Source organism: Actinoalloteichus hymeniacidonis (assembly GCF_014203365.1).
Classification (GTDB): Bacteria; Actinomycetota; Actinomycetes; order Mycobacteriales; family Pseudonocardiaceae; genus Actinoalloteichus_A; species Actinoalloteichus_A hymeniacidonis.
The window spans coordinates 945,925-962,075 of the sequence record NZ_JACHIS010000001.1; the positions used below are offsets into that span (position 1 = coordinate 945,925).

Consider the following 16,151-nt stretch of genomic DNA (forward strand, 5'->3'; position numbering starts at 1 on the left):
GTTCGAGATGGGTTGCTACCGCGCGGAGGTCACCGCACCGGGCGACCCTCGTTCGAGGGTGGCCGCCGGTGTCGGGTCACCTTGCGCCCCGGCGGCGGGGACCTCGGCTGCTCAGAATTGTTCGCCCGCGCTCATCACGTCGGCGATCCGCAGTACCACGGGAGCGATGGCCGACTCGTCGCCCTGGCCGATGGCCACGATGCCGACGCTGGCCACCGGGTGGCCGTGCGGCGGTCGGATCGGGGCCGCGATACCCCACGCGCCGGTCTGGAGTTCGCCGCTGGTCACCGAGTAGCCCCGCTGTCGTGCCTCGGTGATGGCCGCTCGTTCGCCCAGCACCGGCGGCCTGCCCGCCAGAATGGCGATGCCCGATGCGCCCCGGTCGGCCTCGTGCCGGGTGCCGACCCGGTAGGCGACGTGGGTGATCGTGGTGGACGGCTCGGTCACCGCGACGACGACGCAGGTATTGGCCCCATCGAGCGCCGTGACGAACGCCGTGGCCTGGGAGATCTCCGCCAGCTCACGCAATTGCTGCGCGAAACTCCGGCGAAGTTGCGGCAACACCGAGGACGCCAGCTCCAACACGCCGAGGGCGAGTTGGTATCGACCGTCGTCGGACTTGGTCACGAGCCGGTTGGCCTGCAAGGTGCCGATGAGTCGATAGACGGCGGTGCGCTCGATGCCCAGGCGTCGGGACAGCTCGCCGTGTAGTAGTCCGTCGGGATTCTCGCGGAGTTCCCAGAGGATCCGAAGCCCGCTGTCGAGCGTCTTGGCTCCGCGCGGCGGGTCGGCCTGCTGCGTGCCGTCGGAAACGGTAGTGGGCCGGGAGGTCCTGCTCATCGGCCGTGACCTCCCACCTTTGGATGATCTTCGCTCGCGATCCGGACGGGCCAATTGTGCACTATCTACGCACCTTTGCCAGCTCGGACGCGATTGTCGGGCAGGTCTGTGCAGTTCACGGCGGGAAATCGGCTAAGTCAATTTTCAACCTACTACCTTTCGGTCTATGTGTACTATATGAACAATTTGAGTAGAGTGTGCACTCTGTGGCATCCTTTTGCCAGGTTCCACCGGCGTCCGACGAAAGTCGGACGCGGCCCGGTGCCGCATCGCTGGAAGGTGGTGGAGTGGCTTGTCGATCACCAGGGCTCAGGCGATCCGACGGTATCCAGAACTGTCGTCGCTGGCGAAGATCAAGGACGAGGGCTGGGATTTCCACGTTCTCGTCGATGAGGCTGGCGAACCCTCCTGCCTCGTGGGCTACCGCAGTAGGCGGCAATTCATCGACGCGATATACGTCTACGACACGAATGAGACGACCGCGATCCGGATGAACGTGGAGCGGCCCGGAGTCGCGGGCGGCATCGTCTGGCAGTCCACAGGACCACTCGAGAACACCCTCGAAGAACTACTCGCGCTGCCTGCTCCCGGCGAGCGTTTCGCACCGGTGCTCACCCGCAAGATGGGGCTACTGCTCGGACTCGGTTGATCTACGCGCCGCGCGCTGACCATGCCTGCGCGTCGCGGCCGTCTGGCGGGCCTGCGGGTCCGACATCGCGCTTGTGCGGGCCTTTCCCTTCGCCGCCGACCACGGCGAAGACTCGCACAACAGGTCCGGTCCGACGACGGCGTGCTTGCCCCCACCCGTCGCCGGACCGGATGCGGTCCGAGATACCTCAGCGTTGGATGCCCGACGGGCTCACGCCGCGGTGCCTCCCTTGCCCCGCAGGTGGCTTCGAATCGCCAGCGGCGCCCCGGCCAGATCCTCGTCGTTGCACAACAACTTCACGTCGTAATACGGCGAACCGTCTCGATCGTCGTAATCCAGGTGAATTGCGATCACATCGACCGGTTCACCAAGCCATTCCTGCGCCCGACGCAACCAGGCTGCTGTTCGCTCCAGAGCGGTGGGCAGGTCGTCGTCCCGGAATTCCACCGGACGGTAGGGCACTCCTTGAACCTGGTCTCGCTCATGCTCTGGCCTTGGCAACGCGATCGCCAAGCCGGACTCGTCGAGTTCGAGTTGGATAGTTTCCTCACTCACTCCTGAAGCCTGTCCTAGTGTGTGCCACCAGGCAACTCCCACGGGTGTGACAACGCGCTCGCTTTCGGCGTCATCGCAGCTAGACAGGGGGGAGATCCCCAGGTGCGATCTGCGGTCGACGTGGGTATCCAAGAGTCATGCGGTCGATGTGGCGCGGCGCGATCTCCTTCGGACTGGTCAATGTCACCGTCCGGCTCTACGCCGCTACCGAGGACCACGATTATCATTTCTTCCAGTTGCATCGGAAAGATCATGGCCGGATTCGCTACAAGCGGGTATGCAGTGCCTGCGGCGAAGAGGTCGCCTACGAGGAGATCGCCAAAGGCTACGAGATGGACGACGGCAGGCTCGTGGTCTTGGAACCCGAGGACTTCGCCAAGCTGCCGATCACGACCGAACGGGCGATCGAGGTCCTGGAGTTCGTGCCGATCGAGAGCGTCGATCCGATCTACTTCCAACGCAGCTACCTGCTGGAACCCGAGAACCAATCCGTTCGCCCCTATGTACTGCTGCGGGAGGCGCTGGAACGGGTCGGCAGGCTGGCCGTCGTCAAGATCACCCTGCGGCAGCGGGAGACGCTGGCCATGCTGCGCGCCCGCGACGACGTGATCGTCCTGCACACGATGCTCTGGCCCGATGAGATCCGCCCCGCGAAGTTCGAGTTCCTCGGGCAGGAGGTGCCGGTCCGGCCGCAGGAACTGGAGATGGCCACCTCGCTGATCCAGAACATGACCGGCGAGTTCGAACCGGAGGAGTTCGTCGACGACTACCAACGGCTGCTCGGCCAGCTGATCGAGGCCAAGGCCAGCGGCGCGGAGATTCCCGAGGGCCCGCCGGAGGCCCCATCGGGTGGCGATGTCATCGACTTGATGGACGCCTTGGAACGCAGCGTCGCCCAGGCACGCGGGCGCGGCGAGGCAGCGGACTCGGCGGAGAGCGCCGAGAAGAAACCGGCATCGCGGCGCCGGGCAGGCCAGGGCGGCGAGACCACCCGGCAGGGCGCACGCGGCGGCGCAGGCACCCGGGCGAAGGCGGGATCGAGCCGGTCCAAATCCGCGAATCCCGCCGCCTCCACCGGCGGGAGGTCGGGCAAGACCGCCGACACCGGGTCGGCCAAGGGCGCGGGCAGCGGCGCGGCCAAGGGCGCCAGCGGCGCGGACAAGCAGACCAAGGGCGCCAAGGGCCAGCCGACCACCAGGCGCAAGACCACCGGACGCAAGCGCAGCGCCTGAGCAGCGGCCCGTACCGGGAAGCGAGCAGCCGGTACGGGCTTCGACGCGCCTCGCCTCAGGCAGGCAGCCAGTCGGTGTTCGCGCCACACAGCACGATCGCTGGGTGGCTCCCGGGCACCAGGCCTGCCTCCCAGGCGGCGAAGGGCGTCGCGGCCGCGGGTTCCACCGCGATCCGGAACTCCTCCCACAGCCGATCCCTGGCGGCGAGGATCTGCGCATCGCTGACCAGGACGGAACGCAGGCTGCCCGCCCGGGCGGCCTCGGACAGGATCGCGAAGGGCAGCTCCCCGGCCCGCGAGGCACCCAGCCCGGAAGCGGCGACCGAGTTCACCTCGGCGTCCACGGGCTCGCCCGCTTCGAGGGCGCGGTGCATCGAACAGCAGTGCTGCGGCTCGACCGAGATCGTCGTCAGGTTCGGGGCCACCGCCAGAGCGGTGCCCGCCGCGAGTCCGCCGCCGCCGGTCGCGACGGCGATGACATCGACCTCGGGCGCGTCCTGGACTAGCTCCCAGGCCACGGTGCCCTGCCCCGCCACAACCTCGGAATCGTCGAAGGCGGGCACATAGCGGGCGCCGGATTCGGCTGCGGCGGCCTGCGCGGCGCGGGCGGCATCGGCATAGACCCCGTCGACCCTGACCAGCTGCGCACCCAGCGCCTCGATACGGCGAGCCTTGCCCTCGGGGACCGTCGCGGGCACGTAGACCGCCACCGGCAACTCGGACAGCCGGGCACCCATCGCGACGCCGAGGCCGTGATTGCCACCGGAGGCGGTGATCACCTGGCTCGGGCGATCGCCGCTGAGTACCGCATTCAGCGCGCCGCGCAGCTTGAACGAGCCGGTCAGCTGAAGATATTCCAGTTTGAGCACCAGCGGTTTCCCGTCGACGACGACCCGCATGATCGGGGTGCGACGGGCATACGGCCGGATTCGCTCGGCGGCCTCGCGGACGGCCGAGGAATCGAGCGGTTGGACTGGTGTCGAGGACGGGACGCTGAGAGTCACCCGTACCACTGTGCCACCCGCCCGTCGATAGCTCGATCGATCGCCGATGCCACACGGTCGAATCCCACACCGGGTGCTGTCGCGGTGCCGCCCTCGATCACCTGCCAGGATGACTGTCGGAGGCTGATACCTGCACACCGTCAAGAAGCGACGAGCTGAATCGATGATCTTCGCGAGATCGAGTGGCATGACGGGCCCGCCGCGAGCGACCTGCCCCTACAGTGCCCATGAGGGGCCGGGTAAGTCGAAGGGCCCGGCTACAGCCGCAGCACCCGAGGTGGTAGGCAGTGATCGTGAGCAACCCACCATGGCCTGCGGGCACCGCGACCGCGATCGGCTCGATGCCGGGGACCGACGCCGTCGAGGCGGCCAGGATCGTCTTCGGCGAGCTGCCGGACCTCCCGCACCTGCCGGAGTTGCCCGCCAGGGGTGTCGGCGCCGATCTGCTCGGGCGCACCGCTGCCCTGCTGGAGGCGCTCCAGGTCGAGGTGGTGCCATCCGGTTACCGGCTGACCGCGAGGCCCGGCCGTGACCAGCGGCGCGCGCAGGACCTACTGCGCGCCGATCTCGACGCCGTGGACCAGGTCCTGCAGGAGACGAGACTCCGGCCGGAGCGGATCAAGATCCAGCTGGCGGGACCGTGGACCTTCGCCGCGAACGTCGAGCTGCCCAAGGGGCATCGGATGCTGACCGATGCCGGCGCGTTGCGCGATCTGGCGGAATCACAGGCCGAGGGACTGGCCCAGCACGTCGGCGAGCTGGCGACCAGGACCGGAGCCCGGATCATCGTGCAGCTGGACGAGCCGAGCCTGCCCGCAGTGATCGCGGGGCGGTTGCGTACCCCCTCCGGTCTGGACATGGTGCCCGCGGTCGCCGCGCCGGAAGCACAGGCCGTGCTCACCGATCTGGTCGAGGCGGCCAAGAAGGCGACGGGTTCGCCGGTCATCGTGCACTGCTGTGCGCCCGATGCGCCGCTCTCGGTGCTCGCCGGGTCCGGTGCCGACGCGATCGCACTCGATCTGACCGAGGCCGCCACCGGTTCGTCGCGGGAACTGGATGCCCTCGGCGAGCTCTGGGACTCCGGCACGACGCTGCTGATGGGGCTCGTCCCGGGCGCCGAGCCGACGACTCGACCGAGCCTGCGCGAGGCGGGCGCACCCGCGATGCGGCTGGTGGAACGCCTCGGCTTCCCCCGGTCGTTGCTGGCGGAGCGGGCCGTGCCGACACCGTCCTGCGGATTCGCCTCGGCGAGTGCGGATTGGACGCGACAGGCGATGAAGACCGTGGTGGATCTGGGGCGAGCATTCGTCGACCCACCGGAAGACTGGTGATCGCGTGAGCGATCGGGAACGGACCGCACAATGGGGACTGTGAAGAGATTCCTTCGTCGGCTCTGGCCTGCGGGAAGCGAGTCGGTGGATCCCGACGCAGGCGCGTCGCCCACCGAAGCCGACGCCGGGCGCGCCGCGGCGGAGTTCTGGGCCCGGTGGGAGCAACTGCTACCCGATATCAGTGCGGCCCTCGGCGACGGCGACCCCGATCGAATCGAGAACCGGCTCTGCACAGCGGTCAGCGAGGTGCATCCCAACCTGCACTTCTCGCTGGAACGGGGACACCGGGCGATCTACGCGCTGGTTATCAGCGCGCAGGGCGACACAAACCTGCGGGCCTACACCGATGCCTGGAAGGCCGCCGCGCCGCCGGACGACACCATCTGGGAGTACCACGACTCGGTGCCGCCGGTTCCGGATCCCAACGGGGTCACCGTGAGCCTCGGCGAGCACCGGATCCCGCTGGCGCAGGTGCGCGTCGCGGCGCTCATCGACGAGAAGGCGGGGCTGGTCGACGTCGCGGTGTTCCACCCGCTGATGTCCGAACTGGCCGATGCGGCGAAGGCGGCGATGACGTTCCTGCCGCTGGATGCCACGCTCGGCGAGCGACTGGCAGGCGATCGGCTGGGACGGGTGGAGACGGCGGAGCAGGAGCCCAGCGGGGCCATCGGGCTGCTCGAACTCCGCACGCTCGTCGAGGATCTCGATGAATCATTGCGGCCCGCGCCGCAGCAGCCGTCCGACAGCACCGCCGCCGGGCCCGTCGCCGAGGACGCCGCCTCGACCACGGAGCAGACCGAGGCCGACGCGATCGATCAGGAACTCGATCGACTGGCGGCAGGCATCGATCCGGGGGCGCAGGACAGTCCGGCCTCCGGGCCGGCGCCTGGCGCAGACGAGGAACAGCGGCGTGGCGGCGAGAACGAGGACGAGGACCGCCGCCACCGAGGGCACTGATCAGCTGTTCTCCGGCTTGTCTTTCGGTGCCCTGGCTGCGGGTCCCCCGGAGTCCGTGCGCGGGGCCTCGGCTGCGGAGCGGCCCTTGGGCTGCTCGGCGGGCCCACCCGCGTCGGCGCCGTCCTTCGGTTCGGGCATCGTCTCGATGCGGATCCGGGTGATACGGCGGCCGTCCATCTCGGTCACGGTGAAGCGGCGTTCCAGAGCCTGGGTGGATGCGCCCGGCTCCGGAATCCGGCCCAATCGGTGCAGCAGGAAGCCCGCAAGGGTGGAGTACGGCCCCTCCGGGAGCTCGAAACCGGCGGCCTCGGCTACCTCGTCCTGACGCAGTGCGCCGTCGACCTCGAGGATGCCGGGGCGGGAGGCTCTCTCCGGACGCAGGTCCGGGTCGTACTCGTCCTGGATCTCGCCGACCAGCTCTTCGACCAGGTCCTCGAGAGTGACGATGCCGTCGGTACCGCCGTACTCGTCGACGACCACCGCAAGATGCGAACCCGAGCTACGCAGCTGAGACAACGCGGGCAGCAGCTCCTTGCTGCCGGGAAGCAGCGCGATCTCGCGGACCAGGTCACCGACTCGCAGCCCTTGGGCGCCACGCTGAACGGCGGTCAGGACGTCGCGGACGTGCACGAAACCGATGACGTCGTCGGCCGAATCACCGATCACCGGGTAGCGCGAGTGCGGCCGGTCGATGATCTCCCTGGCGGCCTCGGCGAGCGGGACGGTCGACTCCAGGAAGGCGACCTCGGTGCGGGGCACCATGACCTCGTTGACCGTGCGGTCGGTCGCCTCGAACACGTCGACCAGCACCCGGCGTTCCTCGGCGGTGAGCTGGCGGTGCGTGCTGACCATCTCGCGCAGCTCTTCCTCGGAGACCTCCTCGTTCTGCTGGCGCGGGTCGAGGCCGAACAGCCGGACCACCAGGTTCGTCGAGTGCGACAGCAACCAGATGATCGGACGGGTCACCCCGGCGATCCGGTCGAGCACCGGGGCCACGAAGAGCGAGACGGATTCGGACTTCTGCAGTGCGAGCCGCTTGGGCACCAACTCGCCGAGGACCAGCGAGAAGTACGAGATGACGATGGTGATCAGGACCAGCGCCAATGTGCTGGCCAGCCCCTCCGGCACACCCCATTCGACCAGGACGGGCTGCAACTGCACGGCAAGCGTCGCGCCACCGAACGCGGACGCGAAGAAGCCGGCGACCGTGACGCCGATCTGCACCGAGGAGAGGAAACGGTTGGAATCGCCGTGCAGCTTGGCGACCTTCTCCCCGCGCTTGCCCTTTCCGCTCATCGCTCGTACCTGGCTGCCGCGCAGCGAGACCAGCGCGATCTCCGAGGCCGCGAAGAAGCCGCCGATGAGGATGAACAACAGGATGAGAAAACTGTTGAGTAACGTTCCGTCCATGTGATCAGGATGCCTCCTCGACCTCACCTCCGCTTCACGGTGGGTGCCTGCTCCGATACACCGCACACTTCCGGGTGGGTGGTCGGCAGGCTGCGACGCTAGGCGTCGGTGCTCGCCGCTAGCCTGCCCCGGTGACCAGCGAATCAGCGCAGGAGACGGACGTCCCGGACCTCGACCAGGGCAACCCCCGACCTGCGGAGGGCGTCGAGGATGTGCCCGCCGCGGAGCGGGAGCGCCACGCGGCCCTCGCCGAGGAGATCACCGGACACCAGTTCCGCTACTACGTGCGGGATGCGCCCACGATCTCCGACGGCGAGTTCGATCGACTCCTCGGCGAACTGGCCGAGTTGGAGCGACGGCATCCCGGGCTGGCCACCCCCGACTCGCCGACCCAGCGGGTCGGCGGCACCTTCTCCACCGAGTTCACCACCGTCGATCACCTGGAGCGGATGCTCAGCCTGGACAACGCCTTCGACGACGAGGAACTGACCTCCTGGGTCGATCGGGTCGAGCGCGAGGTCGGCGGCGACGCGCACTACCTCGCCGAGCTCAAGATCGACGGACTCGCGATCAATCTGCTGTACGAGAACGGTCGACTGGTCAGGGCGCTGACCAGGGGAGACGGTCGCACCGGCGAGGACGTCACGCTCAATATCCGCACCATGGACGACGTGCCGGAACGACTGCACGACAACTCCGAGTTCCCGGTGCCGGAGCTGGTCGAGGTGCGCGGTGAGGTCTTCTTCGTGCTGGAGGAGTTCACCGAGCTCAACGCGGGTCTGGTCGCGGGCGGCCGCGCGCCGTTCGCCAACCCGCGCAACGCGGCCGCAGGCTCGCTGCGGCAGAAGGACCCCCGCGTGACGGCATCCCGCCCGTTGCGCCTGATCTGTCACGGACTCGGCAGGCGAACCGGCTTCCAACCTGAGCGGCAGTCCGACGCCTATGCCGCGCTGCGCGCCTGGGGCCTGCCGGTCTCCGCGCACACGGTGGTGCTCGGCTCCAAGACCGAACTGGCCCAGCACATCGCCTACTGGGGCGAGCACCGGCACGACGCCGAACACGAGATCGACGGCGTGGTGTTCAAGGTCGACGAGGTGTCCCTGCAACGCAGGCTGGGCACCACCTCCCGCGCGCCGCGCTGGGCGATCGCCTTCAAGTACCCGCCGGAGGAGGCGACCACCGAGCTGCGCGACATCCAGGTCAACGTGGGTCGCACCGGCCGCGTGACGCCGTTCGCGGTGATGGAGCCGGTGAAGGTCGCGGGTTCGACCGTGGCGATGGCGACGTTGCACAACGGCGACGAGGTGCGGCGCAAGGGGGTGCTGATCGGCGACCGGGTGGTGATCCGCAAGGCGGGTGACGTCATTCCAGAGGTGCTCGGCCCGGTCGTGGACGCCCGCGACGGTTCCGAACGCGAGTTCGTCATGCCGACGCACTGCCCGGAGTGTGCGACGGAGCTGCGCTACGAGAAGGAGGGCGATGTCGACATCCGTTGCCCCAACGCGCGGTCCTGCCCGGCGCAGCTGCGGGAACGACTGTTCCACCTGGCGGGCCGGGGGGCCTTCGACATCGAGGTGCTCGGGTACGAGGCCGCCTCGGCCTTGCTGAGCTCGAAGGCACTGACCGACGAGGGCGATGTCTTCGACCTGGACGAGGACGCCCTGCATCAGGTCGACCTGTTCCGAACCAAGGGCGGCGAGCTGTCGGCCAACGGTCGCAAGCTGGTCCGCAATCTGGCTGCGGCCAAGGAACAACCGCTGTGGCGGGTGTTGGTCGGGCTGTCGATCCGGCACGTCGGTCCCACGGCGGCTCGGGCCCTGGCCAGGGAGTTCGGTTCGCTGGAGCGCATCGACAACGCCGACGAGGCCGAGCTGGCCGCCGCCGAGGGCGTCGGGCCGACCATCGCGAACGCGGTACGCGAGTGGTTCGCCGTGGACTGGCACCGGGACGTCGTCGACAAGTGGCGGCGGGCCGGGGTGCGCATGGAGGACGAGCAGTACGACTCGGTCCCACGCACATTGGAGGGACTGTCGATCGTGGTCACCGGTTCGCTGGAGACCTATTCGCGCGACGAGGCCAAGGAAGCCGTGATGGTGCGCGGCGGTAGACCGGCGAGCTCGGTGTCCAAGAAGACGGCGTTCGTCGTCGTCGGCGACGCACCCGGCTCGAAGTACGACAAGGCCATGCAGTTGGGCGTCCCGGTGCTCGACGAGGCCGGTTTCCGGGTGTTGTTGACCGAGGGGCCCGAGGCCGCCGCGCCGTTGGCCGAGCGGCCCGCTGACGCCGAGATAGACACGCCTGCCGGAGCCGACGGCGAGCCCACGACAGACGAGGGCGGTGCGGCATGACGCAGCGGGCCGACGCCGATGTCGAGTTACGCCGAGCCGTCGCCGCCGATTACCCGGCCGTCGGCGAATTGACGGTCGCCGCCTACCGCACGGACGGCTTCCTCGACGGCGATGAGGACTACGCGGCCACCCTGCTCGACGTGGCCCGCCGCGACCGCGAGGCCGAGGTCTACGTCGCCGCCGATGACTCGGGAACGGTGTTGGGCGCGGTCACCGTCTGCTCGGCGGACAGCAGCTATGCCGAGTTGGCCCGGGATGGCGAGCTGGAGGTCCGAATGCTGGCGGTGGCGCCCGCCGCCCGTGGCCGGGGTGTGGGCCGCCGCCTGATGGACGAGGTGCACTCGCTTGCCCGGCGTCGGGGCATGACACGCATCGTGCTGTGCAGCCAGGACAGGATGCTGGCCGCACACCGCCTCTACGAGCGTTTCGGTTTCGCTCGGTCACCCGAGCGGGATTGGAGCATCGGCGAGATCCGTCTGGTGTCCTTCGCCTTGGAACTGGCGGCGGACGCGAGGACCTCGCCTGCGTCCTGAGAGCGGTGTGAGCCATCACGGTGGGTTACAGCAATCATTGGCGTATGAGCCACCCCGACATCGGTCTGGACGCGCAATCAGTCGGCGAGGACACGCGCCGACACAGCCGTTCCACGAAACGCGAAGCTGTGGATCCGACGCTGCGGGCAACGGTGGGTCCCAACCGCACCGAGGAGCTACTCGCGCTGCGGGGCGTCGGCTGGGACGGTGATCTCGGTGAGATGCGCGCCGACCTGCGGCCGGGATGATCGCGGCCTTACCGATCGGCAGCCCGGGCTGCATCGATGCCCTGCCGGAATGCCGCGGCGAAGCCCGAGACCGATTCGTCGGGCGCGCCGCCGACCCCCACCGGATCGCCAGCCTGCTACTTCGGCAGCAGGCTCGCCACGATCCCGGTCAGATGGGCGAGTCTGGCCACCTCGGAGGCGCGGAACATCGGGCCGCCCGGCCTGCCCACCAGCAGCGCCCGGTCGGGCCTGCCCAGTGGCGTCGCGGCGAGTTCGGTGCCCAGTTCACGCCAGGTCTCGGGCACCCAGTCCTCCTCGCCGTCGAGGACGACCGCCTTGGCCAGCGGCATCCACGGGAGGTTCATGGACCGGGTCTCCGGCGCGGCCGAGCTGGCCGCGAGTCGGAAGGCGCCGTCGCCGTTCTCGGCGAACACCACGGCCCAGCCGGACCGGATGATCCTCGGCACGCCCTCGGCGAAAGCCTCCAGCCCGTGGCGGGGGTTGGCGGCCACCTCTTCGATCAGTTCGAGTTCGCGATAGGTGTCGAGCACGCCCGCGTAGGGGCGTACCGCGTCGACCTCGACGCCTTCCACCGATTCCGCAGCGGTGATCAGCACATCGGGAAGCCTGCCGGAGGGCAGCTCCACCACCAGGTCGTCGATGGCCACACCGACACCGCGTTCCACGATGTCGACGCTCAGAATGTCGGCACCCACCGTGCCCAGCGCGCTCGCGACCTCGCCCAGCTTTCCCGGCTGGTCGGGTAGTTGCACGCGGATCAGGAAGGACACGGGCTCCAACGCCTCCAGTTGCCTACGCGGAACCTTGCCGCCCGCGTCACGACCGGCGGATCGAAAACCCATCGCCGTGATTCGAATCGGAGACGATGATCTTCCTCATCCTCACCGCGCGCCGCAACCGCCTTCTGTGGAAGTCGGTCGCGAACACCACCGCCGTCGGCCGAAATCATGGCAGACCACACCGTCGGATAGATCGCCCAACCGAGTTCGATCAGAGTTTGGAACGAAATTTTCATCTCAACGCAGGTAAGCGGCTGGCTCCGGTTGGGATACGACCCGTGACGACCTGCATAGCGCTGCCCCATAGACTCGCGAGGTCTCGCACATCTCACCGCGACCAGGGGGGCTTCCACAGTGCCCAGCATCTCCCGTGACGAGGTCGCGCACCTCGCTCGGCTGGCCAGGCTCGGCGTGACCGACGACGAGTTGGACACCTTCGCTGGCCAACTCGACGTCATTCTGAGTTCGGTAGCTCAGATCGGCGAAGTCGCCGCCGAGGATATTCCGCCGACCTCGCACGCCGTGCCGCTCACCAACGTCTTTCGCGACGACGTGATCCGGCCAGGTCTCACCCGCCAGGAGGCGCTCGACGGCGCACCAGCCGTCGAGGAGAACCGCTTCCGGGTCCCGCGCATCCTCGGGGAGGAGCAGTGAACAGCCCGTTGATTCGGCTCACCGCGGCCGAACTGGCCGCCAGGATCCACGCCAGGGAGGTCACCTCCGTCGAGGTGACTCAGGCTCACCTGGACCGCATCCAGGCCGTCGATCCTCGGATCAACGCCTTCCTGCACGTCGACACCGAGGGTGCGCTCGACGCCGCCCGTCGGGTCGACGCCGATCTGGACGCGGGCAAGGCGCCGGTCTCGCCGTTGGCGGGTGTTCCGCTGGCGCTCAAGGATGTGCTGACCACCAAGGGCATCCCCACCACCTGTGGTTCGAAGATGCTCGAGGGCTGGCGCCCGCCGTACGACGCGACGGTGACGGCCCGGCTGCACGCCGCAGGCGTGATCGTGCTGGGCAAGACGAACATGGACGAGTTCGCCATGGGATCGTCCACCGAGAACTCGGCCTACGGCGTCACCCGCAACCCGTGGGACACCGACCGCATCCCCGGCGGTTCCGGCGGCGGCTCCTCGGCATCGCTGGCGGCCTTCGAGGCCCCGCTGGCGATCGGAACCGACACCGGCGGCTCCATTCGGCAGCCCGGCTCGGTGACCGGCACCGTCGGTGTGAAGCCCACCTACGGCGGTGTCTCGCGACACGGACTCGTCGCGTTCTCCTCCTCGCTGGACCAGGCGGGTCCCTGCGCGCGGACCGTGCTCGACGCCGCGCTGCTGCACGAGGTCATCGCGGGCCACGACCCGCTGGACTCCACCTCGATCGACGCCCCGGTGCCGCCGGTCGTCGAGGCCGCCAGGCAGGGCGCCTCGGGTGATCTGCGCGGAGTGCGGGTCGGGGTGGTCCGCGAGTTCTCCGGCGATGGCTACCAGCCGGGTGTGCTGCGGTCCTTCGAGGCCGCGGTGAAGCAGCTGACCGCGCTGGGTGCCGAGGTCGTCGAGGTCTCCTGCCCGCACTTCGACTACGCCCTGGGCGCCTATTACCTGATCGCGCCGAGTGAGTGCTCCTCGAACCTGGCACGCTTCGACGCCATGCGCTTCGGCCTGCGAGTGGGCGGCGACGATTCCCGCCTCGGCGCCGAGGAGGTCATGACCCTGACGCGCGAGACGGGCTTCGGTCCGGAGGTCAAGCGGCGGATCATGCTCGGTACCTACGCGCTGTCCTCCGGCTACTACGACGCCTACTACGGGCAGGCGCAGAAGGTCCGCACGCTGATCTCCCGCGACTTCGCCAGCGCCTTCGAGCGCGTCGACGTGCTGGTCTCGCCCACCACGCCCACCACGGCCTTCCGGATCGGTGAGCGGGCCGACGACCCGATGGCGATGTACCTGGCGGACCTCTGCACCATTCCGTCGAACCTGGCGGGCAACGCCGCGATGAGCGTGCCGAGCGGACTGTCCGACGAGGACGGCCTGCCGGTCGGCCTGCAGATCATGGCCCCGGCGATGGCCGACGACCGGATGTACCGGGTCGCGGCCGCCTACGAGGTCGCCCGCAACGCAAGCCAGGACGGCGCCCTGATCAACGGCGTTCCAGACATCACGGTCTGATTCGCATGATCGTCGAGGGAGGAGGTGCACGGTGCTGACCCGGATGGAGATCGACGGGTTCAAGTCCTTCGCGAACTTCGCCGTGGACCTCCCACCCTTCCTGGTCGTGTTGGGCCAGAACGCGAGCGGTAAGTCGAACCTGTTCGACGCGGTGCAGCTGTTGCGGCGGCTGGCGAGCGCGCCCTCGTTGTTCGATGCCTTCGCCGACACACGGGGTGAACTGGCGGAGCTGTTCCGCCGCTTCGAGGGGGGCGCACGAGCCGAGCAGATGAAATTCGCCGTCGAGGTGCTTGTGGAACCGGAGGTGGTCGATCCCTTCGGTGAACGAGTCACGGTGGCGCACACCAGGCTGCGCTACGAGCTGACCATCGGGCTGGCTTCCGATTCCGATGGCTTCCGCAGGCCTCGGGTGCTCCGTGAGTTCGTCAGACCGATCCCGGAGAAGGACGATGCGTGGCCGAAACGGGCACGCGCGTCCAGGGAGTTCTCATCGGCCAAGATCCGATACAACCGGGAGTCAGTGCTCCTGAGCACCGAGACCGATGCGCAGGGCAATCGGTTCTTCGAGATCGCGCAAGAGGGCGATCAGGGACGTACGCGGCAGCTGCCCGCGCATGCGGCCGAGGCCACGGTGCTGTCCAGCATCACCTCGGCTGCCGAGTTCCCACTGTTGTTCGCGCTCCGCCGTGAGTTGGAGTCCTGGCGCTTCCTGCAATTGGATCCGGCCGCGCTGCGCAAGCCGAGCAGTCACGAACAACGCGGGGACGTGCTCAGCGCTGACGGGGCGAACCTCGCGAAGGTTCTCCGCCGGATCGAACGGGCCACCGCAGGCGACTACGGCAGCGGTCTGGACGACATCGCGGCAGCCCTGGCGAAGATCATCCGTGGCTTCTCGGGGGTCGAGGTCGAGGAGAACACGGCTCGCGGCCAATGGGAGACCTACCTCACGACGCGCGACGAGGGTCGGGTCAGCGCCAGGGTGGCCTCGGACGGGACCCTACGGGTGCTGGCGTTGCTGGCCGCGCTGCACGACCCGGACCAGCGGGGCGCGATCTGTTTCGAAGAGCCGGAGAACGGCATCTATCCTCAGCGGCTTCGTGGGCTACTCGGCCTGCTCCGGGGATTGGTCACTGATCCATCCGCCGAAATCGATCAGTATCAACCGCTTACCCAACTGATTCTCTCCAGTCATTCGCCGGTGGCACTCACGGCGTTGGATCGCGCCGATATGGTGATCATGGACTGGTTTTCCAAGGTGGCGGATGACGGGGCCGGTCGGGTCTCGCGGGTGCGAAGGGTCCCTCCCGCCCAGCAGGAGTTCGAATTCAATGATCTTCCGGCACTGACTCCTGCGGAACGACGTGAGCTGCCGGGCATCGACCTCGATGAGGCTAAGCGGGTGCTGGAAGGTTGAGTAGACCGCTTGCGTCGGTATTGCTCGTCGAGGGAACGAGTGACGCCGACTTCCTCCGAGCTCTCGTCGATCGAGTCCTGCAGGACTCGGGTCGCTCCCACCCAGGGTCCGACTTCGAGGTGGCGGAGCCGATTGTGTTGCACCGTCGCGGAGATCGTCCGTTCCACGCATTCGCGGACGAGGTGCTGGCGATGCAGCCCTTACCCGCGTTGGCCTTCTGCCATTACGACGAAGCGCGCAACCTGGAACGGGGAGAATCGCAGGCATGGGCCTTGATGGTCGCGGCCTGGGCGGCGAACAACCCCTCCGACGACAGGATTCGACTTGTCCCGCTCGCCCCGGTTCGGGAGATGGAAAGCTGGGCCTTGGCCGATCTCGACGTGATCTGCACATTGGCTCGCTGCGACATTCGTCGGCCGGATGTGTTCGAGAGCGGGCTGCTTGATCAGGTGGAGAGCCTTACCTACCCGAAGAAGACCCTGAAGGCCGCGCTCCGCGTCGGTACGAAGGGTCGACGGACCTCGATGTCGTCGGAGGACACCTTCTCGCTGCTTGCGGAGCGGATCAGCCTCGACCGGTTGGGTCGGGTTCCGTCGTTCCGCACCTGGCGGGGTAGGACCGAGGACGCGTTGCGCGAGTTGAAATTCATCCGGGGACCGGGTGGCAGTGCGAGATAGCGACCGG

15 protein-coding genes and 1 pseudogene are annotated in these 16,151 nt (G+C 68.3%); 11 read left to right on the forward strand and 5 right to left on the reverse strand.

Going from position 1 to position 16,151, the window contains the following annotated elements; translation table 11 throughout:
• Positions 1-111: 111 nt before the first annotated feature.
• The gene (locus BKA25_RS04340) at positions 112-840 is read right to left on the reverse strand and encodes an IclR family transcriptional regulator (RefSeq protein WP_084643364.1); all 729 of its coding nucleotides are present in this window, start codon (positions 838-840) and stop codon (positions 112-114) included.
• A gap of 292 nt (positions 841-1,132) precedes the next feature.
• On the opposite strand from BKA25_RS04340, the gene BKA25_RS04345 reads away from it, so the two are divergent.
• A complete protein-coding gene (locus BKA25_RS04345; protein ID WP_069851908.1) occupies positions 1,133-1,489 on the forward strand; it encodes a hypothetical protein in 357 nt (118 codons plus the stop codon).
• Between the two features lie 210 nt (positions 1,490-1,699).
• Here the strand turns inward: BKA25_RS04345 and BKA25_RS04350 are convergent, their stop codons facing one another.
• Positions 1,700-2,044 carry a hypothetical protein gene (locus BKA25_RS04350; RefSeq protein WP_069851906.1) on the reverse strand — a complete coding sequence of 115 codons (345 nt, stop codon included), beginning with the start codon at positions 2,042-2,044 and terminating at the stop codon, positions 1,700-1,702.
• A 137-nt stretch (positions 2,045-2,181) separates the two neighbouring features.
• Between BKA25_RS04350 and ku the strand changes: the two genes are divergently transcribed.
• Entirely contained in the window at positions 2,182-3,276 is a 1,095-nt protein-coding gene (gene ku / locus BKA25_RS04355) for a non-homologous end joining protein Ku (RefSeq protein ID WP_069851905.1), read from the forward strand.
• A gap of 55 nt (positions 3,277-3,331) precedes the next feature.
• Here ku and BKA25_RS04360 read toward each other — a convergent pair whose 3' ends face one another.
• The gene (locus BKA25_RS04360) at positions 3,332-4,279 is read right to left on the reverse strand and encodes a serine/threonine dehydratase (protein ID WP_069851903.1); all 948 of its coding nucleotides are present in this window, start codon (positions 4,277-4,279) and stop codon (positions 3,332-3,334) included.
• Between the two features lie 293 nt (positions 4,280-4,572).
• Here BKA25_RS04360 and BKA25_RS04365 point away from each other — a divergent pair, with 293 nt between their 5' ends.
• Both BKA25_RS04365 and BKA25_RS04370 read left to right on the forward strand, forming a co-directional pair.
• Positions 4,573-5,610 (forward strand): methionine synthase, encoded by a 1,038-nt coding sequence (locus tag BKA25_RS04365; protein ID WP_069854038.1) that lies wholly within the window; start codon positions 4,573-4,575, stop codon positions 5,608-5,610.
• Positions 5,611-5,640: 30 nt separating this feature from the next.
• Positions 5,641-6,321 (forward strand): annotated as a pseudogene (locus tag BKA25_RS04370) (hypothetical protein); the annotation flags it as partial.
• Between the two features lie 246 nt (positions 6,322-6,567).
• On the opposite strand, the gene BKA25_RS04375 reads toward BKA25_RS04370, so the two are convergent.
• Positions 6,568-7,977, reverse strand: coding sequence for a hemolysin family protein (locus BKA25_RS04375; RefSeq protein WP_069851899.1), 1,410 nt, complete (start codon positions 7,975-7,977; stop codon positions 6,568-6,570).
• A gap of 131 nt (positions 7,978-8,108) precedes the next feature.
• Between BKA25_RS04375 and ligA the strand changes: the two genes are divergently transcribed.
• Genes ligA through BKA25_RS04390 form a run of 3 tightly spaced genes read left to right on the forward strand, consistent with a single transcriptional unit; the run spans position 8,109 to position 11,106 of the window.
• Positions 8,109-10,325 (forward strand): NAD-dependent DNA ligase LigA, encoded by a 2,217-nt coding sequence (ligA, locus tag BKA25_RS04380; RefSeq protein WP_069851897.1) that lies wholly within the window; start codon positions 8,109-8,111, stop codon positions 10,323-10,325.
• Positions 10,322-10,858, forward strand: a complete 537-nt coding sequence (locus BKA25_RS04385; protein WP_069851896.1) for a GNAT family N-acetyltransferase — start codon at positions 10,322-10,324, stop codon at positions 10,856-10,858. The genes ligA and BKA25_RS04385 overlap by 4 nt, the downstream gene beginning before the upstream one ends.
• A gap of 44 nt (positions 10,859-10,902) precedes the next feature.
• A complete protein-coding gene (locus BKA25_RS04390) occupies positions 10,903-11,106 on the forward strand; it encodes a hypothetical protein (protein ID WP_069851894.1) in 204 nt (67 codons plus the stop codon).
• 116 nt (positions 11,107-11,222) lie between these two features.
• Here the strand turns inward: BKA25_RS04390 and BKA25_RS04395 are convergent, their stop codons facing one another.
• Positions 11,223-11,876 (reverse strand): ACT domain-containing protein, encoded by a 654-nt coding sequence (locus BKA25_RS04395; protein WP_069854037.1) that lies wholly within the window; start codon positions 11,874-11,876, stop codon positions 11,223-11,225.
• A gap of 363 nt (positions 11,877-12,239) precedes the next feature.
• Here BKA25_RS04395 and gatC point away from each other — a divergent pair, with 363 nt between their 5' ends.
• The 4 genes from gatC to BKA25_RS04415 are packed head-to-tail and all read left to right on the forward strand — an operon-like array spanning position 12,240 to position 16,144.
• A complete protein-coding gene (gene gatC, locus BKA25_RS04400; RefSeq protein WP_069851892.1) occupies positions 12,240-12,539 on the forward strand; it encodes an Asp-tRNA(Asn)/Glu-tRNA(Gln) amidotransferase subunit GatC in 300 nt (99 codons plus the stop codon).
• On the forward strand, positions 12,536-14,053 hold the full coding sequence (gatA, locus tag BKA25_RS04405) for an Asp-tRNA(Asn)/Glu-tRNA(Gln) amidotransferase subunit GatA (protein ID WP_069851890.1): 1,518 nt from the start codon (positions 12,536-12,538) through the stop codon (positions 14,051-14,053). The genes gatC and gatA overlap by 4 nt, the downstream gene beginning before the upstream one ends.
• 31 nt (positions 14,054-14,084) lie before the next feature.
• Positions 14,085-15,467: an AAA family ATPase gene (locus BKA25_RS04410; RefSeq protein ID WP_069851889.1), complete on the forward strand. Its 1,383-nt coding sequence runs from the start codon at positions 14,085-14,087 to the stop codon at positions 15,465-15,467.
• Positions 15,464-16,144, forward strand: coding sequence for a DUF4276 family protein (locus BKA25_RS04415; RefSeq protein WP_084643362.1), 681 nt, complete (start codon positions 15,464-15,466; stop codon positions 16,142-16,144). Before BKA25_RS04410 ends, BKA25_RS04415 begins: the two co-directional genes overlap by 4 nt.
• Positions 16,145-16,151: the final 7 nt, after the last annotated feature.